Origin of the sequence: Shimwellia blattae DSM 4481 = NBRC 105725 (assembly GCF_000262305.1) — a bacterium.
In the GTDB taxonomy this organism is placed as follows: domain Bacteria; phylum Pseudomonadota; class Gammaproteobacteria; order Enterobacterales; family Enterobacteriaceae; genus Shimwellia; species Shimwellia blattae.
In genome coordinates, this window is record NC_017910.1 from 409,202 (window position 1) to 433,011 (window position 23,810).

At 55.6% G+C, this 23,810-nt stretch carries 19 protein-coding genes and 2 tRNA genes; 16 read left to right on the plus strand and 5 right to left on the minus strand.

The genetic code is table 11. From position 1 onward, the window contains the following. Positions 1–69 precede the first annotated feature (69 nt). The 4 genes from rlmE (at position 70) to glmM (ending at position 5,084) form a co-directional block, all read left to right on the plus strand. Complete coding sequence (gene rlmE / locus EBL_RS01935) at positions 70–696, plus strand: 23S rRNA (uridine(2552)-2'-O)-methyltransferase RlmE (protein ID WP_014715747.1); 627 nt, start codon at positions 70–72, stop codon at positions 694–696. A gap of 182 nt (positions 697–878) precedes the next feature. Continuing rightward, positions 879–2,813 (plus strand): ATP-dependent zinc metalloprotease FtsH, encoded by a 1,935-nt coding sequence (gene ftsH, locus EBL_RS01940; RefSeq protein ID WP_014715748.1) that lies wholly within the window; start codon positions 879–881, stop codon positions 2,811–2,813. Positions 2,814–2,905: 92 nt separating this feature from the next. After that, on the plus strand, positions 2,906–3,754 hold the full coding sequence (folP, locus tag EBL_RS01945; RefSeq protein ID WP_002442002.1) for a dihydropteroate synthase: 849 nt from the start codon (positions 2,906–2,908) through the stop codon (positions 3,752–3,754). Further along, positions 3,747–5,084, plus strand: a complete 1,338-nt coding sequence (gene glmM, locus EBL_RS01950) for a phosphoglucosamine mutase (protein ID WP_002442000.1) — start codon at positions 3,747–3,749, stop codon at positions 5,082–5,084. Before folP ends, glmM begins: the two co-directional genes overlap by 8 nt. Positions 5,085–5,146: 62 nt before the next feature. Here glmM and dcuC read toward each other — a convergent pair whose 3' ends face one another. Continuing rightward, complete coding sequence (dcuC, locus tag EBL_RS01955; RefSeq protein ID WP_002441998.1) at positions 5,147–6,616, minus strand: C4-dicarboxylate transporter DcuC; 1,470 nt, start codon at positions 6,614–6,616, stop codon at positions 5,147–5,149. Between the two features lie 12 nt (positions 6,617–6,628). Beyond that, positions 6,629–7,762, minus strand: coding sequence for a beta-aspartyl-peptidase (gene iadA, locus EBL_RS01960; protein WP_002441996.1), 1,134 nt, complete (start codon positions 7,760–7,762; stop codon positions 6,629–6,631). A 155-nt stretch (positions 7,763–7,917) separates the two neighbouring features. Here iadA and EBL_RS01965 point away from each other — a divergent pair, with 155 nt between their 5' ends. The 3 genes from EBL_RS01965 (at position 7,918) to EBL_RS01975 (ending at position 9,412) form a co-directional block, all read left to right on the plus strand. Further along, entirely contained in the window at positions 7,918–8,811 is an 894-nt protein-coding gene (locus EBL_RS01965; protein ID WP_002441994.1) for a LysR family transcriptional regulator, read from the plus strand. A 165-nt stretch (positions 8,812–8,976) separates the two neighbouring features. Continuing rightward, positions 8,977–9,312 (plus strand): preprotein translocase subunit SecG, encoded by a 336-nt coding sequence (secG, locus tag EBL_RS01970; protein ID WP_002441992.1) that lies wholly within the window; start codon positions 8,977–8,979, stop codon positions 9,310–9,312. 13 nt (positions 9,313–9,325) lie between these two features. Continuing rightward, positions 9,326–9,412: transfer RNA gene (locus tag EBL_RS01975), tRNA-Leu, on the plus strand. An 87-nt stretch (positions 9,413–9,499) separates the two neighbouring features. Here the strand turns inward: EBL_RS01975 and EBL_RS01980 are convergent. Both EBL_RS01980 and EBL_RS01985 read right to left on the minus strand, forming a co-directional pair. Further along, positions 9,500–10,477, minus strand: coding sequence for an amidohydrolase family protein (locus tag EBL_RS01980; RefSeq protein ID WP_002441989.1), 978 nt, complete (start codon positions 10,475–10,477; stop codon positions 9,500–9,502). 445 nt (positions 10,478–10,922) lie between these two features. Then, positions 10,923–12,080, minus strand: a complete 1,158-nt coding sequence (locus EBL_RS01985) for a helix-turn-helix domain-containing protein (RefSeq protein WP_002441987.1) — start codon at positions 12,078–12,080, stop codon at positions 10,923–10,925. Positions 12,081–12,279: 199 nt separating this feature from the next. Between EBL_RS01985 and EBL_RS01990 the strand changes: the two genes are divergently transcribed. Next, positions 12,280–12,876 (plus strand): DUF6448 family protein, encoded by a 597-nt coding sequence (locus tag EBL_RS01990; protein ID WP_002441986.1) that lies wholly within the window; start codon positions 12,280–12,282, stop codon positions 12,874–12,876. Positions 12,877–12,934: 58 nt separating this feature from the next. On the opposite strand, the gene argG is transcribed toward EBL_RS01990, so the two are convergent. Next, on the minus strand, positions 12,935–14,281 hold the full coding sequence (gene argG / locus EBL_RS01995; RefSeq protein WP_014715750.1) for an argininosuccinate synthase: 1,347 nt from the start codon (positions 14,279–14,281) through the stop codon (positions 12,935–12,937). A gap of 327 nt (positions 14,282–14,608) precedes the next feature. On the opposite strand from argG, the gene EBL_RS02000 reads away from it, so the two are divergent. From EBL_RS02000 to pnp, 8 genes are all read left to right on the plus strand, one after another. Then, positions 14,609–14,685 (plus strand) — tRNA-Met (locus tag EBL_RS02000). Positions 14,686–14,894: 209 nt separating this feature from the next. Further along, positions 14,895–15,347, plus strand: coding sequence for a ribosome maturation factor RimP (rimP, locus tag EBL_RS02005; RefSeq protein ID WP_002441982.1), 453 nt, complete (start codon positions 14,895–14,897; stop codon positions 15,345–15,347). Between the two features lie 26 nt (positions 15,348–15,373). After that, the gene (gene nusA / locus EBL_RS02010; RefSeq protein WP_002441980.1) at positions 15,374–16,861 is read left to right on the plus strand and encodes a transcription termination factor NusA; all 1,488 of its coding nucleotides are present in this window, start codon (positions 15,374–15,376) and stop codon (positions 16,859–16,861) included. 24 nt (positions 16,862–16,885) lie between these two features. Then, positions 16,886–19,570, plus strand: a complete 2,685-nt coding sequence (gene infB / locus EBL_RS02015) for a translation initiation factor IF-2 (RefSeq protein WP_002441978.1) — start codon at positions 16,886–16,888, stop codon at positions 19,568–19,570. 66 nt (positions 19,571–19,636) lie between these two features. After that, complete coding sequence (gene rbfA, locus EBL_RS02020; RefSeq protein WP_002441976.1) at positions 19,637–20,038, plus strand: 30S ribosome-binding factor RbfA; 402 nt, start codon at positions 19,637–19,639, stop codon at positions 20,036–20,038. Then, on the plus strand, positions 20,038–20,982 hold the full coding sequence (truB, locus tag EBL_RS02025; RefSeq protein WP_002441974.1) for a tRNA pseudouridine(55) synthase TruB: 945 nt from the start codon (positions 20,038–20,040) through the stop codon (positions 20,980–20,982). The genes rbfA and truB overlap by 1 nt, the downstream gene beginning before the upstream one ends. 116 nt (positions 20,983–21,098) lie before the next feature. After that, positions 21,099–21,368 carry a 30S ribosomal protein S15 gene (rpsO, locus tag EBL_RS02030; RefSeq protein WP_002441973.1) on the plus strand — a complete coding sequence of 90 codons (270 nt, stop codon included), beginning with the start codon at positions 21,099–21,101 and terminating at the stop codon, positions 21,366–21,368. A 259-nt stretch (positions 21,369–21,627) separates the two neighbouring features. After that, the gene (gene pnp / locus EBL_RS02035) at positions 21,628–23,760 is read left to right on the plus strand and encodes a polyribonucleotide nucleotidyltransferase (protein WP_002441970.1); all 2,133 of its coding nucleotides are present in this window, start codon (positions 21,628–21,630) and stop codon (positions 23,758–23,760) included. The last annotated feature ends 50 nt before the right edge of the window (positions 23,761–23,810 follow it).

Genomic DNA, 23,810 nt, shown 5'->3' on the forward strand with positions numbered 1-23,810 from the left:
ACTTATAGCCAAATAGCAACTGCGCATTTTTTGGCAAGTCGCTGCCGATGAACCCGGATGGAATGTGAAATGACAGGTAAAAAGCGTTCTGCCAGCTCCAGTCGCTGGCTCCAGGAACACTTTAGCGATAAATATGTTCAGCAGGCACAGAAAAAAGGGTTACGTTCCCGTGCCTGGTTTAAACTTGAAGAGATCCAGCAAAGTGACAAACTTTTTAAACCGGGAATGACAGTTGTTGATCTCGGGGCTGCACCCGGTGGCTGGTCACAGTATGTGGTCAGCTTAATCGGTGGCAGTGGCCGCATCATCGCTTGCGATCTTTTACCAATGGATCCCATCGTTGGTGTGGACTTCCTTCAGGGCGACTTTCGTGATGAACTAGTGCTGAAAGCGTTACTGGAGCGAGTGGGTGATAGTAAGGTGCAAGTGGTGATGTCTGATATGGCGCCAAACATGAGCGGGACACCAGCGGTAGACATCCCCCGTTCAATGTATCTTGTTGAACTGGCGCTTGAAATGTGTCGGGATGTTCTTGCTCCCGGCGGCAATTTTGTTGTGAAGGTGTTCCAGGGCGAAGGTTTCGATGAGTATCTAAGGGAAATTCGCTCCCTGTTTACGACCGTAAAAGTTCGTAAGCCGGATTCTTCCCGTGCCCGTTCACGTGAAGTCTATATTGTAGCGACCGGGCGAAAATGATAACCAGATTGTCTTTCCTGCTGCGCTAACCTGGTACTCTTATCCGCCCGTAAACGTGCACCACAGGCGTTTGGGGGCAGTGGGTAGTTTACCGGGCAGCAGGTTTTGAAAGATACTGGATACATAATATCCTGACGCTGTTTTTAACACAGTTGTAATATGAGGTTAATCCCTTGAGTGACATGGCGAAGAACCTAATACTCTGGCTGGTCATCGCAGTTGTGCTGATGTCAGTTTTTCAGAGCTTTGGGCCCAGCGAGTCTAATGGCCGTAGGGTGGATTATTCTACGTTCCTGCAGGAAGTTAATCAGGACCAGGTTCGCGAAGCGCGTATCAACGGACGTGAAATCAACGTTACCAAGAAAGATAGTAACCGGTACACGACTTACATCCCCGTTAACGATCCTAAGCTGCTTGATAATTTATTAACCAAAAACGTAAAAGTTGTTGGCGAGCCGCCTGAAGAACCCAGCCTGCTGGCGTCTATCTTCATTTCCTGGTTCCCGATGCTGCTGCTGATTGGGGTGTGGATTTTCTTTATGCGCCAGATGCAGGGCGGCGGTGGCAAAGGCGCCATGTCGTTCGGTAAAAGCAAGGCGCGTATGCTGACCGAAGACCAGATCAAAACCACCTTTGCGGACGTTGCCGGTTGCGACGAAGCCAAAGAAGAGGTGGGCGAACTGGTTGAGTACCTGCGCGAGCCGAGCCGTTTCCAGAAGCTGGGCGGTAAGATCCCGAAAGGCGTTCTGATGGTGGGGCCTCCGGGTACCGGTAAAACCCTGCTGGCGAAAGCCATTGCCGGGGAGGCCAAAGTGCCGTTCTTCACCATTTCCGGTTCTGACTTCGTAGAAATGTTCGTGGGTGTGGGTGCATCCCGCGTGCGCGACATGTTCGAACAGGCTAAAAAAGCGGCACCGTGCATTATCTTTATCGATGAAATCGATGCGGTCGGCCGCCAGCGTGGCGCTGGTCTGGGTGGTGGTCACGATGAACGTGAGCAGACCCTGAACCAGATGCTGGTTGAGATGGACGGCTTTGAAGGCAACGAAGGTATCATCGTGATTGCCGCAACTAACCGTCCGGACGTGCTGGACCCTGCGCTGCTGCGTCCTGGCCGTTTTGACCGCCAGGTAGTGGTTGGCCTGCCGGATGTGCGTGGCCGTGAGCAGATCCTGAAAGTCCATATGCGCCGCGTACCGCTGGCGCCGGATATCGACGCGGCGATTATCGCCCGCGGTACACCGGGCTTCTCGGGTGCTGACCTGGCAAACCTGGTGAACGAAGCGGCCCTGTTTGCCGCCCGCGGCAACAAGCGCGTGGTTTCCATGGTTGAGTTCGAGAAAGCGAAAGACAAAATCATGATGGGTGCGGAACGCCGCTCCATGGTGATGACGGAAGCGCAGAAAGAGTCCACCGCCTACCACGAAGCGGGGCACGCGATTATCGGCCGCCTGGTACCTGAGCACGACCCGGTACACAAAGTGACGATTATCCCGCGTGGCCGTGCCCTGGGGGTAACCTTCTTCCTGCCGGAAGGGGATGCCATCAGCGCCAGCCGCCAGAAACTGGAAAGCCAGATCTCGACCCTGTACGGCGGCCGCCTGGCCGAAGAGATCATCTACGGCGTGGAACATGTGTCTACCGGTGCGTCTAACGACATTAAAGTGGCGACCTCCATTGCCCGTAACATGGTTACCCAGTGGGGCTTCTCTGACAAACTCGGCCCGCTGCTGTATGCCGAAGAAGAAGGCGAAGTGTTCCTGGGCCGCAGTGTCGCGAAAGCGAAACATATGTCTGATGAGACTGCCCGTATCATCGATCAGGAAGTGAAGGCGTTAATTGAGCGTAACTATGCGCGCGCCCGGCAGATCCTGAACGACAATATGGATATTCTGCACTCCATGAAAGACGCGCTGATGAAGTATGAAACCATTGATGCGCCGCAGATTGATGATCTGATGGCCCGCCGTGAAGTTCGCCCGCCAGCTGGCTGGGAAGGTCCGAAGGCTAATGGTAATTCAGACAACAACAGCACCCCGAGTGCGCCGCGTCCGGCTGATGAGCCCCGGCCGCAAAACCCGGGCAACACCATGTCCGGGCCGGTGGATGATAAATAATCATCGCGTCTGATATCATTGAATAATCACAAAACCCCGGTCAGTCTGCCCGGGGTTTTTTTTAACCCCTATTTGTTACGAGAGAAACTGCCATGATTCTGACCGCCCAGGGCACTACGCTGGATCTTACCCACCCCCATGTGATGGGGATTCTGAATGTCACACCGGATTCATTTTCTGACGGCGGTCAGCATAACTCCCTGGTGGAAGCGGTTAAACACGCTAATCTGATGATTAACGCGGGCGCGACCATCATTGATATTGGCGGCGAATCTACCCGCCCGGGGGCGGCGGAAGTGAGCACGCAAGAAGAGCTGGATCGGGTGATTCCGGTTGTTGAGGCCATCGCCCGGCGCTTTGAGGTCTGGGTGTCGGTAGATACCTCCAAAGCGGAGGTTATCTGTGAGTCTGCCCGGGCCGGTGCGCATATTATCAATGATATCCGCTCACTGCAGGAGCCCGGCGCACTGGAGGCGGCCGCCCGGACAGGGCTGCCGGTCTGCCTGATGCATATGCAGGGGGAGCCGAAGACCATGCAGGCCGCCCCGGCCTATGACGATGTCTTCACCGATGTGATGCAATTTTTTACCACCCAGATTGCCCGCTGCGAGGCGGCCGGCATTACGAAAGATAAATTGTTGCTCGACCCTGGCTTCGGTTTCGGTAAGAATCTCAGCCATAATTATCAGCTTCTGGCACGACTGGCAGAGTTCCACCACTTTGGCTTGCCGCTTCTGGTGGGGATGTCCCGTAAATCTATGGTGGGGCAGTTGCTGAATGTCGGCCCGAATCAGCGCCTGAGCGGTAGCCTGGCATGCGCCGTAATTGCGGCCATGCAGGGGGCGCAGATCCTGCGGGTTCACGATGTTAAAGAGACGGTGGACGCCATGCGCGTGGTAGAGGCAACGCTTGCTGCGAAGGGAAATACATATTATGAGTAACCGCAAATATTTTGGTACTGATGGTGTCCGGGGTAAGGTGGGGCAGTCTCCGATTACGCCGGATTTTGTCCTGAAGCTGGGCTGGGCCGCCGGGAAAGTGCTGGCCCGCAACGGCTCCCGCCAGGTGATCATCGGTAAAGATACGCGTATCTCTGGCTATATGCTGGAGTCCGCACTGGAAGCGGGCCTGGCCGCGGCGGGCCTGTCGGCTGCCTTTACCGGCCCGATGCCGACCCCGGCCATCGCTTACCTGACCCGCACTTTCCGCGCCGAAGCCGGGATTGTTATCTCTGCGTCTCATAACCCTTACGACGATAACGGCATTAAATTCTTCTCTACCGAAGGCACCAAATTGCCGGACGACGTAGAAGCCGCGATTGAAGAGAGCCTTGAGCAGGAGATTAGCTGCGTTGAGTCTGCCGATCTTGGTAAAGCGGCGCGCATTGTGGATGCGGCGGGCCGGTATATTGAGTTTTGTAAGGGGACGTTCCCGAATGAGCTGAGCCTCAGCAAACTTAAGATTGTGGTTGATTGTGCCAACGGCGCCACCTACCACATTGCCCCCAGCGTGCTGCGGGAGCTGGGCGCTGAGGTGATCGCCGTGGGCTGCTCGCCAAACGGGCTCAATATTAACGATCACTGCGGCGCCACCGATGTGCGCATGCTGCAGGAGCGCGTACTGGCGGAAAAAGCCGATCTCGGCATTGCGCTGGATGGCGACGGTGACCGGGTTATCATGGTGGACCATGAAGGCAACAAAGTGGACGGCGATCAGATCCTCTACATTATTGCCCGGGAAGCCTTACGCCAGGGGCAGCTTCAGGGGGGGGCCGTTGGCACCCTGATGAGCAATATGGGGCTGGAGCTGGCGCTGAAAGACCTGGGGATCCCGTTTGCCCGGGCCAAAGTGGGCGACCGCTACGTGCTGGAAACCATGAAAGAGAAAGGCTGGCGCATCGGCGCGGAGAACTCCGGCCATGTGATCCTGCTGGATAAAACAACCACCGGGGACGGTATCGTCGCCGGGTTGCAGGTGCTGGCGGCCATTGCCCGTAACCATATGACGCTCAAAGATCTGTGTGGCGGCATGAAACTGCTGCCGCAGATCCTTATCAATGTCCGCTACACCGCAGGCAGTGGCGATCCGCTGGAAAATGCCACGGTGAAAGCCGTGACCGCCGCAGTGGAAGAGGAACTGGGTAACCGGGGACGGGTACTGTTACGCAAATCCGGCACGGAGCCGCTGATCCGCGTGATGGTCGAAGGGGAGAACGAAGCCCTGGTCACCGGGCTGGCAAACCGGATTGCCGATGCGGTAAAAGCGGCCTGAGCTGAGCCGCTTATCGTGCAGGTTAACTGAACTCTCCCGGGTGCCTGCCCGGGAGAATAACCTCAGGCGTGTTCCGGTACTTTACGCCGGTTGCGCGCCAGCATTACCCCGGCAACGGTCACGACCACCAGCCCTGCCAGCCAGGGAACGATAGCCATCAGATGCCCGGAGCGCAGGAAGGTTATCACGATCATCAGCAGCCAGCCGCTCAGCATCGGCAGCGCTGTGCGCTTCACTATCTCTACCGGCGAGACCCCGGCAATCCCGGCAATGGCGATAATCACCCCGGCAATGGGCGACAGGGTGCGGCCGATCCCGGCAGAAATCTGCACCGGCAGCATCATCACCGCCACATTACTGCCAATATGCTCACTGATTTGCGGGATCATCGGCGCGAAGGAGAAAAACGCCGCATTGCCCGAGCCCATCAGCGCGGAAATCACAAAGGTGATAAGCGTCATCAGCAGAATAATGGAAGCCGCACTTAACCCGGCATCCCCGGACAGGCTGAGCAGGGAATCCACCGCGCCCACGGCCTTCAGCCCGGCGGAGAAGACTTCACCGGCCACAATCAGCGTAATCACGCTGGCGAACACCCCGCCCATGGTATCGAAGACTTTTTGTAACCCTGCCATCACGTCCCGGGCATTGCGCCAGCGGATATACTCGCAAATCAGGGCGATAGCCAGGCTCAGCAGTACCGCCGTATCCAGCGTGATACGCAAAGATGAGAACACCAGCTTACTGCACAGCAGCATGATTGCCAGCGGGAGCATGGGTAACAGCAGGTAGAGCAGGGGAGCCTGCGGGGCACCTGAATCACGGCTTTCGGAGAGCGGATCGCCGCTGGCCGCTTCCGGCTGTGCGCGCTTATCAAAAAAGCGCTGCGTCAGGGCGTGAACCAGGGCGACAAACAGAATAACCGGCACCACCACCGGTAGCTGGTCGTTCACAAAATAGTCGACAATCTCAATACCGGCAGTTTTGGCCGCCAGCACGGAGTTCCCTGAGCCCGGGCCAAACTCCACGGCACAGGTACTGGCAATCACCGCCGCCACGGCGGCGCGGCTGCACCCCAGACGGATCAACAACGGATAGAGGGTGGCCATCAGTAACAGGCCAAGCCCGGTTGCGCTGCTGATAAACAGCGATAAAAACTGGCCCAGCACCAGCGCCAGAGCCAGTAACAGGTAGGGTGAATTCAGACGCTGCAGCGGCCGGGAGGCAATGCGTACCAGCACCTGGCTTGCGCCGGTGACCGACATATAGGTCGCGAAGCCGCCAATCAGCATAATTTGCAGGCCCAGACCGCCGGTGCGGCTACTCAGGGTATCACGGATATATTCAAAGGCATCCAGCATGCCCAGCCCGGTGGTTTTATGCACCAGGCTGCTGAGGCTGACCCCCTGGGTAAACTGCGCAATCAGTAATAAGGCAATACCGGTAAGCAGTAGCACCGACTGGGGGTGGTAGCGTTTGAGGATCAGCCGCCCGGCGAACAGGATGGCGATCAGCGCAATAATCAACGGCATAGGAACTGCTCCTTATTCAAAGTTTCCGCGTACCAGACATTCGCCTTCGCTGTACACCAGGCGCCCTGCGGCAAAAGTCTGCGCCAGGGAAAAGTCCTCATTCAGCACGCAAATGTCTGCCCGCTCGCCGGGTTGCAGGCGGCCACCGGCGATCCCCAGGGAGCTGGCCACGTTGGCGGTCATCATGGCGATGGCCTGGTGCGGCTCTACACCCTGGTTAATCAGCCGGGGCAGCAGGCTGATATTGCCGTTCACCGGGGCGGCGGATAACCCTTCAACCTGGCCCTGTGCATTGAAGCGCGGCACGCTGCCGTTGCCGTCTGAACTGATGGTGATGCGCTCGTGCGGTACGCCCGCCTCCAGTGCCCACGCAACCGCTTCTTCCTGGGGGGCAAAGCGGCTGCCGCCGGAGGTCACATCAATGGTGCCGCCGCGCAGCGCAAAGCTGATGGCCTGGTCAAACAGCGGGCGGGTGCGCGCAACGTGGGTGGGCGAGAGGTGGTGAATGGGTAACCCGGCATCGCACAGGGCCACCAGCGGCTCCAGCCCTTCCGGCAGCCCGCCCATATGAACGTGGAGCACCCCTTTTTTACCGGCCAGCAGCGCCGCGACCCGGATATCACTCACCAGGCGCAGTAACTCCTGGTGGGAAGGGAAAGAGCTGCGGTGATCCGCCAGGGCGATTTTCACCCCGAGAATATGAGGAATAAAGGCAATATCATCCCGCACGTTGCCCGTAATAGTGCGGGTGGGCAGCTCATAGGAGCCGGTATGCATATAGGCCCGCAGCCCTTCACTGTTCAGCGCCTGCATTTTGGCATACAAATCTTTCGGGGAGCGAGAGATACCGTCCGTGCCCAGCACCCCGACTACGGTTGTGATCCCGGCGGCTATCAGGGCGCTGAAGCTGGCCTGAGGGGTACGGCTGGCAAAACCGGCTTCACCGCCGCCGCCGGTCAGATGGATATGCTGATCGATAATGCCGGGAATGATAATTTTCCCGCGGCAGTCATAGTGGGTAACCGGGAAAGGGAGTGTCGGGATCTGCTCGTCGAGGGCGATAATCTCCCCCCGGCACACTAACAGTTGTCTGACCCCTAAATCGTCGGGGGAGTAAATCCGTGCATTGCTCAGTAAGGTAAACATATGACCACTCTGCCTCAGTAAAGAAGATTTGCGCGTTATGCTGGTGCAGGTGGTTTTATTGTTATGGGTTGCTACCATAATGGCAGTGGCACATTCGGACTATTGCCAAATGGTTATTCTGCTATACCGAAATGACATACCAACAGGGAACGAATATGGACAGTAAGTGGCTGGAAGATTTTCTATGTCTCAGTCAGTTCGGGAGTTTTTCACAGGCGGCCCAGGCGCGCCATATCACCCAGCCCGCCCTGAGCCGGCGGATAAAAACGCTGGAAACCTCGCTGGGGGTGCCGCTGTTTGATCGCACCACCACACCGATAACGCTGACCCGCTTTGGTGAGCATTTTGAGCCTTATGCCCGGCGTGTACTGACAACGCTTGCCGAGGCATGCAGTGAGCTGGAGATGCTCTCCCCGGCGATGGATAACACCATTGTGATGGTCAGCCTGCATACCCTGTCTATCAACGTGCTGCCCGACATTATCAGTTATTTGTGCCGGCAAGAGCAGACGCTGCATTTTAAGGTGAATGCCTCTGTTCAGGGGGTGGATAACCATTTTGAAGCGCTACTCAACCGTCAGATAGACCTGCTGGTGACCTATGATTCGGCGGATGCGCACCCGGCAGCGGAGATTGCCGGGCAGCTGCAAAGTATGGTGTGGCGCTATGAGCGGTTTATTCCGGTTATCTCCTCCCGGCTGTATCAGCCGCAGATGGCGGTGGACGCCCCCATTCCCTGGCTGAGCTACAGTGACTATACCTTCGTGCAGCGCATTGTGGCGCCCGCAGAGGCGCGGCTGCGTAAACAGCTCTGTAAAGTCTTTGAAAGCGGGCTGAGCGAGAGTATCCGTGAAATGGTGCTGCGCGATCTTGGCCTGGCCTGGCTGCCGGAGTCGTCCGTGGCGGAGCATCTGGCCAGTGGCGAACTGATGCAGTTTTGCCCGCAGACGCCCGGCCTGGTCTGCGATATTCCGATCACTATCTGGAGCCACCGTAAGAGCCACCGGCCGGTTTTGCGCCACTGCTGGCAACTTTTATCCAGAGAGTAACCGCGCATGTTGAAAATTTATGCAATCAATACGTTATTCAGATAAAGGGGCTTGCTAAGGCGACAGCCATTGGTTAGTATTCACACCCGCTTCAGCAGGAAGATTACTCCTGCTTTGACTGGTGAAGCTAAAGTATGCGGATGACCCGCAAGGAACAGGTTAATTATGTATGAAGCTCTGTTAGTTGTTTTCCTTATTGTAGCCATCGCCCTTGTGGGTCTGATTATGCTGCAACAGGGTAAAGGCGCTGATATGGGAGCCTCCTTTGGTGCAGGCGCTTCCGCCACGCTGTTCGGTTCAAGTGGTTCCGGTAACTTCATGACCCGTATGACAGCTATCCTGGCGACGGTGTTCTTCATCATGAGCCTGGTTCTGGGGAATCTCAACAGCAACAAAGTCAGCAAAGGAAGCGAGTGGGAAAATCTGAGCCAGCCTGCACAAGCTGAAAAAGCGGCTCAGCCAGACGCACCGGCAAAACCGGTTAGCGATATCCCGCACTAAGTTTTAAATTTGTGCCGAGGTGGTGGAATTGGTAGACACGCTACCTTGAGGTGGTAGTGCCCAATAGGGCTTACGGGTTCAAGTCCCGTCCTCGGTACCAGCATTCAGAAAATGGACGTCATAAGACGTCCATTTTTGTATCCGGAATTCGCGTTATTCTCCGCTCTTCCTTACTGACAACCGCGAATCACAACTTAAACAGTTTACGTGAGTTCTCGCGGCCAATCTTAACCCTGTCATTATCGCTGATCGGTGCGGCATCAAACCACGGGCTGAGCTCGCTGGCATCCTCATAAGGGGAGTCAACGGAGAACAGGATCCGGTCGGAGCCCACTTCCAGCATGGTATCCAGCAGAGCCTGAGAGCGGAACGTACCGCTGGTGGTCAGGTAGAAGTTCTTACGCAGGTATTCGGTAACCGGGAGCTTATGGCTACCCTGAGTTTCCGCACGCTGATGGCGCAGACGGTGCTCCAGGCGCGGCAGGGTAAAGGGTAATGCTTCCCCCAGGTGGCCGAGGATAATCTGCAGGTTTGGATGGCGGTCAAACAGACCACTGAGAATCAGGCGCACCGCGTGGGTAGAGGTTTCAACCCCAAAGCCCCATGCAGAGCCCAGCAGCCCGTCATAGCCCTGGTAAATACGGCGCTGGGTTACCAGCGGAATACGCGGGTGCAGGTAGACCGGAACTCCCAGCTCTTCCACCTTCTGCCAGAACGGCTCAACCTGAGGCTCATCAAGGTACTGTGCGGTTTCCTCATTCCCGATGTTAGAAAAGCCGTTAATCAGGGCGCCGACAAAGCCGTGCTGTTTTACGGCCCTTTCCAGCTCTTTGGCTGCGGCTTTCGGGTTTTGCAGTGGTACACAGGCGAAAGCCCGTAAACGGTCAGGGTGTTTGGCAATTAAGTTCGCGGCGCAGTAATCATTCATTTTCACCGCCATTTTTTCAGCGGCAACGGCATCCGTGAGGCCTTCAATACCCGGCTGAGTCAGTGACATGATATAAGTTTCAATACCGTTCTTATCCATATCCTGAATACGCAAATCAATATTTAATAAGCGCTCTTTTACATTTTCAAAGTAGTCGCCCTTTGTAAAATCATGTGAACCAGCTGCATTAAAATCAGGTGACTGATAGTGTTCTTCCAGTGCAATTTTACCTTTCATTCTAAGCCTCTTAACTCAACAGTGTTTTTCCCGTGATGGGATAAACGACGAGTAAGATTATTAATACTTCGAAAATTACTAGTCAAGCGCTTAACTATAACGGGCGGCACGAATGGCTCATGCAAAAAATTTTTAAATTAAACCCTCACGTTACTTGTTTTGCCGGGCTTTGCCAGCCAGCTGGCGAGTAAAAAAATATCGCCCGGGAATAACAACATGCAGTGACAATTGCACCGTGGTTATCTGCCCCGGGCAGGAGTGAGAAGTTTATTTTTTAATAGCCGTTTGCTACCGCTGATTAACCACCGGATGATATTTCAGATATATTTAAAGTATTTATTCAGTGCGTTACATTTTGATGAAAAAATAAGATTTTCATTATTAATGATCTGTCTGATCCGCGGGCGTAACAACGCCTGAAATATAAAATTACTTACTGGCGTATTTATTCATGATTTCCCGGTGTTTTTTGCTGGCGCCGGTATTCTGTGGGGGTCATGCCGGTATCTTTTTTAAAGGCGGTATTGAATACCGATTTGGAGTTAAAACCGCAGGCGTACATCACCTCAAGAATGGTGTCGGTGTTCCCGGGCCGGGCCAGTAATTCTTTAGCAAAGGCGATGCGGTATTCACTGATAAACGAGGCGAAATTCTGCCCGAACCCGTTATTGATCAGCGATGAAAGCTCATGAGGGGTGCAGCCGGACAGCCGGGCCAGCTGGCTGAGCGACAGCCTGGCGTCCAGAAAGGGCCGGGTGCTTTGCATCAGCTGGCGCAGTTTGTCCAGTTGCCCGGCTTCCGGGGCAGGGGAGGCGGTGGTGGCGGGAGTGCCCACACTGGCCAGCAGCTCTGCATCTTCCCGGGTCAGCCCTGCGAAGGTGCTGGATTGCCGCAGGGCACCAACCAGCAGCGTATTAATAAACACAAAACCGGCGATCCCGGCGGCCAGCAGTACCCAGGCGGTTTTATCTGTCAGGCGCAGCAGGTAGAACACCAGGCAGCAGATGATACTGACCAGCCAGAGCGCAATATAGCCCGCCAGCAGAACACTGAGCCAGCGCATCTGTAAGCCGCTACCGGCGGAAGAAATATGGCAAAGCCCCCGCCGCCAGGTGTGCAGCCTGCTCAGTATGTAGCCCAGCCAGACAATAAACACCCCGTGGTAGAGCAGCGCCAGCGGCAGGGAAACCGGCATCCCCGGCATGTCCTGGGCTTTCAGGATCCGGAGCTGTTCTGCCCCGGGCAAGGGAAAGTAAACGCTGAAAAAGAGCACCACGCCGGTGATAAACGGCAGCAGATGCAGCGCGTGAACCGGGCGGAGGGTAAATTCCCGGTACATCAGCGCCTGGCAATAGAGCGCAAGGGCCGGTAACTGTAGTAGCGAAAGCACCGTGCCGGTATAGGCCAGCCCCGGGTAGCGGAAGCTGATCCCTGCGCCATAAAGCAGCAGTTCACCGAAGCCCGCCGCCACGGAAAACAGCACCAGCGCCAGTAGCCGGTTACTTTGCAGCCTGACCTGTGGCGGTAAGAACAGAAAGGCCGAGAGCACCAGCGCCTGGGCCAGCCCCACAACAAGAAGAAGAAGCGATATTTCAGTCAGCATGTACGGCTACCACAGGTTAGGTTCTGGCGAAATACCGGTGCGGCCAGGGCCCGCACGTTCGATATTGCACCCGGAAGGTTCGGTTTTATCTATCCGAACGACAGCACCTGGCGCGGCGAATAGTCTGGCGTACCAGCGGCGGGCTAAAAGCCCCGTCCCGCCGGAAGATCCGTAACCGTAACGATACAGGTGCATTATCATGAGAAAGCAAAATAAGATCAAAACCATCCTGTGGGCAGGTATGTTCACTCTTGCCGGGCTGGCCGCCAGCCCGGCGGCGCTCGCCCATTGCGACAGCCTGGACGGGCCGGTGATCACCGAAGCCCGCAGCGCGCTGGAGAAAAAGGACGTCACCGCCCTGCTGAAATGGGTGCCCGCCGGGCGTGAAGGGGATGTCCGCGCGGCATTTTCCCGCGCGCAGCAGAATCGCGGCGGCGATAAGGCTACCCGGGAAGCGGCCGATCAGCAGCTATTTGCCACCCTGGTGCGCATTCACCGTGAATCCGAAGGGGCCCCCTTCACCGGCGTACAACCGGCAGGGCATATTCCCGCGATTGTTACCATGGCGGATAGCGCGCTGAAAACAGACAATGTGGAGGCGGTAGTTGCCCGGGTCACGGCACATGTTGAACAGGAGATCCGCGCGCGCTTTGCCAGCGCACAGCGCAGTAAACAGCATGCCGGTGACTCTGTGACCCGGGGGCGTGAGTACGTTAATGACTATATCCATTACGTGCACTTTGTTGAGGAGGCCAGTAACCTGGGAGAGGCGGCGGCCCCCGGGCATCACGACTGAGCGATACAAAAAAACGGGGGCGCCCGCAGGCACCCCCGTTAACCGGCTCGTGGTCGGGTTATTTGTCTTTGCTTTCCAGCCCTTCAACCTGGGGCAGCCCGGTTGCGGTGGAGGCAGACAGCAGGCCGGTTTTGGCGTAGACGTTAAACAGCTTGTCGCGGGTATCGGTAATGTCCAGGTTACGCATGGTTAACTGGCCGATACGATCGTCTGGTGAGAAGACCGAGTCGCCTTTTTCCATGGTCAGACGCTCAGCCTGATAGGTCAGATTGTCAGACACGGTATTCAGGATGGAGTAGTCATTACCACGGCGCAGCTCCAGTGTTACCTCGCCGGTAATGGCACTGGCCACCCAGCGCTGCAGCGAGTCACGCAGCATCAGCGCCTGGGAGTCGAACCAGCGGCCCTGGTAGAGCAGACGGCCCAGCTGGCGGCCCATAGCGTGGTACTGCTCAATGGTGTCCTCGTTATGGATCCCGGTCAGCAGACGCTCGTAAGCGATATGCAGCAGCGCCATCCCCGGGGCTTCGTAAATACCACGGCTTTTGGCTTCGATGATGCGGTTTTCAATCTGGTCGCTCATGCCCAGACCGTGGCGACCGCCGATGCGGTTAGCTTCCAGCATCAGTTCCACATCGTCGCTGAAGGTTTTGCCGTTCAGCGCGACCGGGTGGCCCTGTTCAAAGCGCACGGTGACTTCTTCCGCGGCAATTTTTACGTTCTCGTCCCAGAATTTCACGCCCATGATGGGGTTGACTATCTTGACGCTGGAATTCAGGAACTCCAGATCTTTCGCTTCGTGGGTGGCGCCCAGCATGTTGGAGTCTGTGGAGTAGGCTTTCTCGACCGACATTTTGTAGTCAAAGCCGCAGGCAATCATAAATTCTGACATTTCCTGGCGGCCGCCCAGCTCGTCGATGAAGTCCGTATCCAGCCACGGTTTGTAAATTTTCAGCTCGGCGTTGGTCAGCAGACCGTAACGGTAGAAACGCTCGATATCGTTGCCTTTATAGGTGCTGCCGTCACCCCAGATATTGACGCCGTCTTCTTTCATGGCGGCAACCAGCATGGTGCCGGTAACGGCACGGCCCAGTGGGGTGGTGTTAAAGTAGGTCAGCCCGCCGGTGGTGTTATGGAATGCACCACACTGAATGGCGGCGATCCCTTCGGCAACCAGCTGTTTGCGGCAGTCGATCAGGCGGGCGTTTTCTGCGCCGTACTCCATAGCGCGACGGGGGATTGCGTCGTAATCGTCCTCATCCGGCTGCCCCAGATTCGCCGTATATGCATAAGGGACGGCGCCTTTTTTTCGCATCCACAGCAGCGCGGCGCTGGTATCCAGACCGCCGGAAAATGCGATGCCAATACGTTGACCAACCGGAAGATGCTTCAGAATCGTCGTCATAAAATAAAACCCTGCCTGATAGACTAAATAGAGTGAGTATTTCGCTACTCGCATTGCATGATTATGCAAAATAAGTGAGTTTTCATTTAATCATCTTTTGCGGGTGACCGGAAGCACTTGCGCAATTTTTTGTATCACCCTCCGCACATATTGTTGCGCGTTGTTGCATTGCGGCCAGCAGATTGGCCGACAGGCGGGGAGAAATGTTGACAACATGTGATAGCTAACCCTATACTACAAGCCGATTTTACGTCCCGTCCTCGGTACCAAATCCCAGCTTTGTTTGCATTTTTTACTCAATACGAGTAAAATCTGCCACGTTTCGGACGCGGGGTGGAGCAGCCTGGTAGCTCGTCGGGCTCATAACCCGAAGGTCGTCGGTTCAAATCCGGCCCCCGCAACCACTTTCCCTGAATGTTTTTTTTCAAATATACTGTAGAGAGTACAGCGTCGCCCGGCGATGGATTTGAAAAATGTGCACCGGAAAGTGCCCCCGCCGCGTATTGCGGCATATAGGTTCAGTTATATAAAACCTCGATCTTTCGGGGTTTTTTGTTATCTGGCAGTAGTATAACTGGGCTTTACGCCCTTTTTTTATGTCCTGGAGGTGGCGTTGTCCACGTTAGAACAAAAGTTAACAGAGATGATTACGGCGCCAGTCGAAGCACTGGGGTTTGAGCTTGTCGGCATCGAATTCGTTCGGGGTCGCACATCCACGCTGCGCATCTATATTGATAGTGAAGATGGCATCACTGTTGATGATTGTGCTGATGTCAGCCACCAGGTGAGTGCGGTGATGGATGTTGAAGATCCGATTACCGTGGCTTACAACCTGGAAGTCTCCTCACCTGGCCTCGATCGCCCCCTGTTTACTGCAGAGCATTACATCCGTTTTCTGGGTGAGGAAGTGACCCTGGTCTTACGTATGGCGGTACAGAACCGTCGTAAATGGCAGGGCATTATCAAGGCCGTAGACGGCGAGATGATTACGGTCACGGTCGAAGGCAAAGATGAAGTGTTCGCGCTGAGCAACATCCAGAAAGCGAACCTGGTTCCCCACTTTTAACAGTCTGGATTGAGGCGAAGCCCAGGATGAACAAAGAAATTTTGGCTGTTGTTGAAGCTGTTTCGAATGAAAAAGCAGTCCCGCGCGAGAAGATTTTTGAAGCGCTGGAAACGGCTCTGGCAACGGCAACCAAGAAAAAATATGAGCAGGAAATCGATGTCCGCGTGGCCATCGATCGTAAAAGCGGTGATTTCGACACCTTCCGTCGTTGGTTAGTGGTTGAAGAAGTGACCCAGCCAACCCGTGAAATCACCCTCGATGCGGCACAGTTTGAAGATCCGTCGCTGAATGTAGGCGACTACGTTGAAGATCAGATCGAATCTGTGACTTTTGACCGTATCACCACCCAGACGGCAAAACAGGTTATCGTACAGAAAGTACGTGAAGCCGAGCGCGCCATGGTGGTTGATCAGTTCCGCGAACACGAAGGTGAGATAATCACTGGTGTGGTGAAAAAAGTTAACCGCGACAATATCACCCTTGATCTGGGGAGCAACGCTGAAGCCGTTATTCTGCGTGAAGATATGCTGCCGCGTGAAAACTTCCGCCCGGGCGACCGTATTCGCGGCGTGCTGTATGCCGTGCGTCCGGAGGCTCGCGGTGCTCAGCTGTTTGTGACCCGCTCCAAACCTGAGATGCTGATCGAGCTGTTCCGCATTGAAGTGCCGGAAATTGGCGAAGAAGTGATTGAAATTAAAGCCGCGGCCCGCGATCCGGGTTCCCGCGCTAAAATCGCCGTGAAAACCAACGACAAACGCATCGACCCGGTGGGTGCCTGTGTTGGGATGCGCGGCGCCCGTGTGCAGGCCGTCTCTACCGAGCTGGGTGGCGAGCGTATTGATATCGTACTGTGGGATGATAATCCTGCCCAGTTCGTTATCAACGCCATGGCACCGGCAGACGTTGCCTCTATCGTGGTTGATGAAGATAAACACACCATGGATATCGCTGTTGAAGCCGGCAACCTGGCTCAGGCGATTGGTCGTAATGGTCAGAACGTGCGTCTGGCCTCTCAGCTGAGCGGTTGGGAACTCAACGTGATGACCGTTGATGACCTGCAGGCGAAGCATCAGGCGGAAGCCCACGCAGCGATTGAAACCTTTACTAAACACCTGGGCATTGATGAAGAGTTCGCCTCTGTCCTGGTAGAAGAAGGTTTCTCCACACTTGAAGAACTGGCCTACGTGCCGATGAACGAGCTGCTGGAAGTGGACGGCCTTGATGAGCCAACCGTTGAAGCGTTACGCGAGCGCGCGAAAAATGCGCTCACCACGCTGGCATTAGCCGAAGAAGAGAGCCTCGGTGATAACAAACCGCAGGACGATCTGCTGAACCTCGAAGGTATGGATCGCCCGCTGGCCCTTAAACTGGCTGCCCGTGGTGTATGCTCACTGGAAGATCTCGCCGAACAGGGCGTAGATGATCTGTCTGATATTGAAGGGCTTTCCTCTGAGAAAGCGGCCGAATTGATTATGGCTGCCCGTAATATCTGCTGGTTCAGTGACGAGGCGTAATAAACTGTAGCAGGAAGGAACAGCATGACAGATGTAACCGTAAAATCGCTGGCTGCAGAGATCCAGACTTCCGTGGACCGCCTGGTACAGCAGTTTGCTGACGCTGGCATCCAGAAGTCAGTGGATGACTCTGTAACCGCACAAGAGAAACAGACCTTACTGGCACACCTGAACCGTGAACACCACTCAGGGCCGGATAAGTTGACTTTGCAGCGCAAAACGCGCAGTACTTTAAGCATTCCGGGTACCGGCGGGAAAAGTAAGTCGGTACAAATTGAAGTCCGCAAAAAACGCACCTTTGTAAAACGTGATCCGCAAGAAGCTGAACGCCTTGCTGCGGAAGAACAAGCGAAGCGTGAAGCGGAAGAGAAGGCCCAGCGTGAAGCAGAGGAAGCTGCTAAACGTCAGGCGCAGGAAAAAGCGCAACGTGAAGCTGAAGAGAAGGCCCAACGTGAAGCCGCTGAAAAAGCAAAACGTGAAGCTGCGGAAAAAAACAAAGTGAGCAATAAACAAACTGACGAAGTAAACCAGAACGCCACCAGCGAGAAAGCGCGTCGCGAAGCCGAAGCCGCAGAGCTGAAGCGTAAGGCGGAAGAAGAAGCTCGTCGTAAGCTGGAAGAAGAAGCCCGCCGCGTTGCTGAAGAAGCGCGCCGCATGGCAGAAGAAAACTCAGCAACCTGGACTGAGACCAGCGACGTGACCGAAGAAGCCGGTGACTACCACGTGACCACTTCCCAGCACGCGCGCCAGGCGGAAGACGACAACGACCGTGAAGTTGAAGGTGGCCGTGGCCGTACCCGCAATACCAAAGCGCCGCGTCCGAAGAAGAGCAACAAACACGCTGAATCCAAAGCTGACCGTGAAGAAGCCCGTGCGGCAGTACGCGGCGGCAAAGGCGGCAAGCGTAAAGGCAGCGCACTGCAGCAGGGCTTCCAGAAGCCGGCGCAGGCTGTTAACCGTGACGTTGTGATTGGTGAAACCATCACCGTTGCCGAACTTGCCAACAAAATGGCGGTGAAAGGCTCCCAGGTCATCAAAGCGATGATGAAAATGGGCGCTATGGCCACCATCAACCAGGTTATCGACCAGGAAACGGCACAGCTGGTAGCGGAAGAGCTGGGTCACAAAGTGATTCTGCGCCGTGAAAACGAGCTGGAAGAAGCAGTAATGAGCGACCGTGATATGGGCGCTCAGGCTGAACCGCGTGCACCGGTTGTGACCATTATGGGCCACGTTGACCACGGTAAAACCTCACTGCTGGACTACATCCGCTCCACGAAAGTCGCCTCTGGCGAAGCGGGCGGCATTACCCAGCATATCGGTGCGTACCACGTACAGACCGACAACGGCATGATCACCTTCCTGGATACCCCGGGGCACGCCGCGTTTACCGCTATGCGTGCTCGTGGTGCTCAGGCGACCGATATCGTTGTGCTGGTTGTTGCCGCGGATGACGGCGTGATGCCGCAGACCATCGAAGCAATCCAGCACGCCAAAGCGGCGAAAGTGCCGGTTGTGGTTGCGGTGAACAAAATCGATAAGCCAGAAGCGGATCCGGATCGGGTTAAAAACGAACTGGCCCAGTACGGCATCATCCCGGAAGAGTGGGGTGGCGATTGCCAGTTTGTTCACGTTTCTGCGAAAGCCGGGACCGGTATCGACGAACTGCTGGATGCCATCCTGCTGCAGTCCGAAGTTCTGGAGCTGAAAGCAGTACGCAGCGGCATGGCCAGCGGTGTTGTGATCGAATCCTTCCTGGACAAAGGCCGTGGCCCTGTTGCTACCGTGCTGGTTCGCGAAGGTACGCTGCATAAAGGCGATATCGTCCTGTGCGGTTTCGAATACGGCCGCGTTCGTGCGATGCGTAACGAACTGAACCAGGAAGTGACCGAGGCTGGCCCGTCTATCCCGGTTGAGATCCTGGGTATGTCTGGTGTTCCGGCTGCCGGTGACGAAGTGACCGTGGTCCGTGACGAGAAAAAAGCCCGTGAAGTGGCACTGTATCGTCAGGGTAAATTCCGCGAAGTGAAACTGGCGCGTCAGCAGAAAGCGAAACTGGAAAACATGTTCGCTAACATGACTGAAGGCGACGTTTCTGAAGTGAACATCGTGCTGAAGGCAGACGTTCAGGGTTCTGTAGAAGCCATCACCGATTCTCTGCTGAAACTGTCTACTGACGAAGTGAAAGTGAAGATTGTCGGCTCCGGCGTTGGTGGGATCACCGAAACCGATGCGACCCTGGCTGCCGCGTCCAACGCGATTCTGGTGGGCTTCAACGTGCGTGCTGATGCCTCTGCGCGCCGCGTGATTGAGGCGGAAAACCTCGACCTGCGTTATTACTCCGTTATCTATAACCTGATTGACGAAGTAAAAGCCGCCATGAGCGGGATGCTGGCACCGGAATACAAACAGGAAATCATTGGTCTGGCTGAAGTGCGTGATGTATTTAAATCACCGAAATTCGGCGCGATTGCAGGCTGTATGGTTACCGAAGGCGTGGTTAAACGTCACAACCCGATCCGCGTACTGCGCGACAACGTGGTTATCTACGAAGGCGAGCTGGAATCCCTGCGTCGCTTCAAAGATGACGTTAACGAAGTCCGTAACGGCATGGAATGTGGTATCGGCGTGAAGAACTACAACGACGTTCGCACTGGCGATGTGATCGAAGTGTTCGAAGTTATCGAAGTTCAGCGCACCATTGCCTGATATTAGCTAACATTGCTAAATCATAAGGGGGGCCATGTGCCCCCCTGTTAGTCTGGAGAAGATATTATGGCGAAAGAATTTGGCCGCCCGCAGCGTGTGGCGCAGGAAATGCAGAAGGAAATCGCAATCATCCTGCAGCGTGAAATTAAAGATCCTCGCCTGGGGCTGATGACTACCGTGTCCGGCGTTGAGGTTTCCCGGGATCTGGCCTACGCAAAAGTGTTTGTTACCTTCCTGAACGATAACGACGAAAATGCAGTTAAACAGGGTCTGAAGGCGCTGCAGGATGCCTCCGGGTTTATCCGCTCCCTGCTCGGGAAAGCTATGCGCCTGCGTATTGTGCCGGAGCTGACCTTTTTCTACGACAACTCCCTCGTCGAAGGGATGCGGATGTCAAACCTGGTCAGCAGTGTGGTTAAGCATGACGAAGAGCGCCGTGTAAACCCGGACGACAGCAAGGAGGACTGATGAGTCGTCCTCGTCGTCGCGGTCGCGATATCCACGGCGTGCTGTTACTGGACAAGCACCAGGGCGCCTCTTCCAATGATGTCCTGCAAAAAGTAAAACGTATTTATAACGCTAACCGGGCCGGGCACACCGGGGCGCTGGATCCGCTGGCTACCGGCATGTTGCCGATTTGCCTCGGTGAAGCCACCAAGTTTTCCCGCTATCTGCTGGATTCCGACAAGCGCTACCGGGTGGTGGCTAAGCTGGGCCAGCGCACGGACACCTCCGATGCGGACGGCCAGATAGTTGAAGAGCGCCCGGTGGCGTTCAGCGAACAGCAACTGGCTGAGGCACTGGACAGTTTCCGTGGCGACACCATGCAGGTGCCCTCCATGTTTTCGGCGCTGAAATATCAGGGCCGGAAACTGTATGAATATGCCCGCGAAGGCATTGAAGTCCCCCGGGAGGCCCGCCCGATCACGGTGTATGAGCTGCTCTTTATCCGCCACGAAGGGGATGAGCTGGAGCTGGAAATTCACTGCTCCAAAGGCACTTATATTCGCTCAATTATTGATGATCTTGGCGAGAAGCTGGGCTGCGGCGCGCATGTTATCTATTTGCGCCGTCTGGCCGTCAGCAAATACCCGGTTGAGCGGATGGTCACCCTTGAGCAACTGACCGCACTGGTTGAGCAGGCACAGGCCCGGGGGATCCCGGAAGCCGAGTTACTGGATCCCCTGCTGATGCCGATGGACAGCCCGGCGGCAGATTTTCCGGCGGTCAATATTCCGCCAGCCAGTGCCGCATACTTTAAAAATGGCCAGCCGGTGCGTGCGGCCGGTGCACCGGAAGAGGGCCTGGTTCGGGTCACCGAAGGTGACGGGCAGGTGTTTATCGGCATGGGCGAAATTGACGATCAGGGCCGGGTTGCCCCCCGGCGGCTGGTGGTTGAATACCCGGCGTAACGGGTGGCTATCTTGCGATAACAGGCCGCGACAGGTAGAATGTCCCGGCTTTATATTGGGGTAGCTGAATTAGAGATCGGCGCCCTGTCTTTTTATCTATAATTCTGGAGTCAAAAATGTCTCTAAGCGTTGAAGCTAAAGCTCAAATCGTTTCTGAGTTCGGTCGTGGTGCTAACGACAGCGGTTCTACTGAAGTTCAGGTTGCTCTGCTGACCGCACAGATCAACCACCTGCAGGGCCACTTTGCAGAGCATAAAAAAGATCACCACAGCCGTCGTGGTCTGCTGCGCATGGTTTCCCAGCGTCGTAAACTGCTGGACTACCTGAAACGTAAAGATGTAGCACGTTATACTCAGCTGATTGAGCGTCTGGGTCTGCGTCGCTAATTCTGGCGAGTTTCTGAAAAAGGGGCCTTTTCAAAAGGCCCCTTTTTTCAACCAAACGGCAGCAATTTGCTACAAACTCATGTATTGTTGCCAGGTATGGATCTCCATTGCAGAGGTTCGCGCGGCTATTGAGAACGTTTTTCCGCACCGGTACGGGCGGGACAGGGTTGTCATTAGTCGCGAGGATGCAACGGAGAGTGAATCTCATGGGCTGGCGCTCAGTAGCGTTAAGCCGATTTTTATATAAAGGAAATTTACTTTGCTGAATCCTATCGTGCGTAAATTCCAGTATGGTCAGCACACTGTGACCCTGGAAACCGGGATGATGGCTCGCCAGGCGAGCGCCGCCGTAATGGTGAGCATGGACGACACCGCGGTATTTGTGACCGTTGTTGGCCAGAAAAAAGCCAAACCAGGCCAGGACTTCTTCCCGCTGACTGTTAACTATCAGGAGCGTACTTACGCTGCTGGCCGTATTCCGGGGAGCTTCTTCCGCCGTGAAGGCCGCCCGAGCGAAGGCGAAACCCTGATCGCGCGTCTGATTGACCGCCCGGTTCGTCCGCTGTTCCCGGAAGGCTTCGTGAACGAAGTTCAGGTTATCGCGACCGTGGTTTCTGTAAACCCGCAGGTTAACCCGGATATCGTGGCGATGATCGGTGCCTCTGCGGCCTTGTCCCTGTCTGGTATTCCGTTTAACGGCCCGATTGGTGCAGCCCGCGTGGGTTACATTAACGATCAGTACGTACTGAACCCGACTGCCGACGAGCTGAAAACCAGCAAACTGGATCTGGTGGTTGCCGGTACTGACAGCGCCGTGCTGATGGTTGAATCTGAAGCCGATCTGCTGAGCGAAGACCAGATGCTGGGCGCCGTGGTATTTGGCCACGACCAGCAGCAGGTGGTTATCGAAAACATCAAAGCGCTGGTAAACGAAGCGGGCAAACCGCGCTGGGACTGGCAGCCGGAAGCGGTAAACGAAGCGCTGAACGCGCGCGTGGGCGCCCTGGCTGAATCCCGTCTGAGCGATGCTTACCGCATCACCGACAAGCAGGAGCGCTATGCTCAGGTTGATCTGATCAAATCTGAAGTTATCGCTACCCTGAAAGCCGAAGACGAAACCCTGGACGAAAACGAACTGGGTGAAATTCTGCACGCTATCGAGAAAAACGTAGTGCGTAGCCGCGTACTGGCCGGTGAGCCGCGTATCGATGGCCGCGAAAAAGATATGATCCGTGCTCTGGACGTGCGCACCGGCGTACTGCCGCGTACTCACGGTTCTGCCCTGTTCACCCGTGGTGAAACTCAGGCCCTGGTGACTGCTACCCTGGGCACCGCCCGTGACGCGCAGACCCTGGATGAGCTGATGGGCGAACGTACCGACACGTTCCTGTTCCATTACAATTTCCCTCCGTACTCTGTGGGCGAAACCGGTATGGTTGGCTCCCCGAAACGTCGTGAAATCGGCCACGGTCGTCTGGCAAAACGCGGTGTTCTGGCCGTGATGCCGACTATGGACGAATTCCCGTACACAGTACGTGTGGTGTCTGAAATCACCGAATCTAACGGCTCTTCTTCCATGGCGTCCGTATGTGGTGCCTCTCTGGCGCTGATGGATGCCGGTGTACCGGTGAAAGCCGCCGTTGCGGGTATCGCAATGGGCCTGGTGAAAGAAGGCGACAACTTTGTTGTGCTGTCTGACATCCTGGGCGACGAAGACCACCTGGGCGATATGGACTTTAAAGTAGCCGGTTCCCGCGACGGTATTACTGCTCTGCAGATGGATATCAAAATCGAAGGGATCACCCGCGAAATCATGCAGGTTGCGCTGAATCAGGCCAAAGGTGCCCGTCTGCACATCCTGGGCGTGATGGAGCAGGCTATCAACGCACCGCGTGGGGATATCTCCCAGTTCGCGCCGCGTATCCATACCATCAAGATCAACCCGGACAAGATCAAAGACGTTATCGGTAAGGGCGGTTCTGTTATCCGTGCTCTGACGGAAGAGACCGGCACCACTATCGAAATCGAAGACGACGGTACTGTTAAGATCGCAGCAACCGACGGCGAGAAAGCCAAAAACGCCATCCGCCGTATTGAAGAGATCACCGCAGAGATCGAAGTTGGCCGTATCTACAATGGTAAAGTGACCCGTATCGTTGACTTTGGCGCGTTTGTTGCCATCGGCGGCGGTAAAGAAGGTCTGGTACATATTTCTCAGATTGCTGACAAGCGCGTTGAGAAAGTGACCGATTACCTGCACATGGGCCAGGAAGTTCCGGTTAAAGTGCTGGAAGTGGACCGCCAGGGGCGCGTTCGCCTGAGCATGAAAGAAGCCGTAGAACAGACTCCGGCTGGTGAGGCTGCGGCTCCTGCTGCACCGGCTGCAGAGTAAGCCCTGCCGTTTCAGCTCTCCACGCCTGGCGTGGGGAGCTGTTTATTACG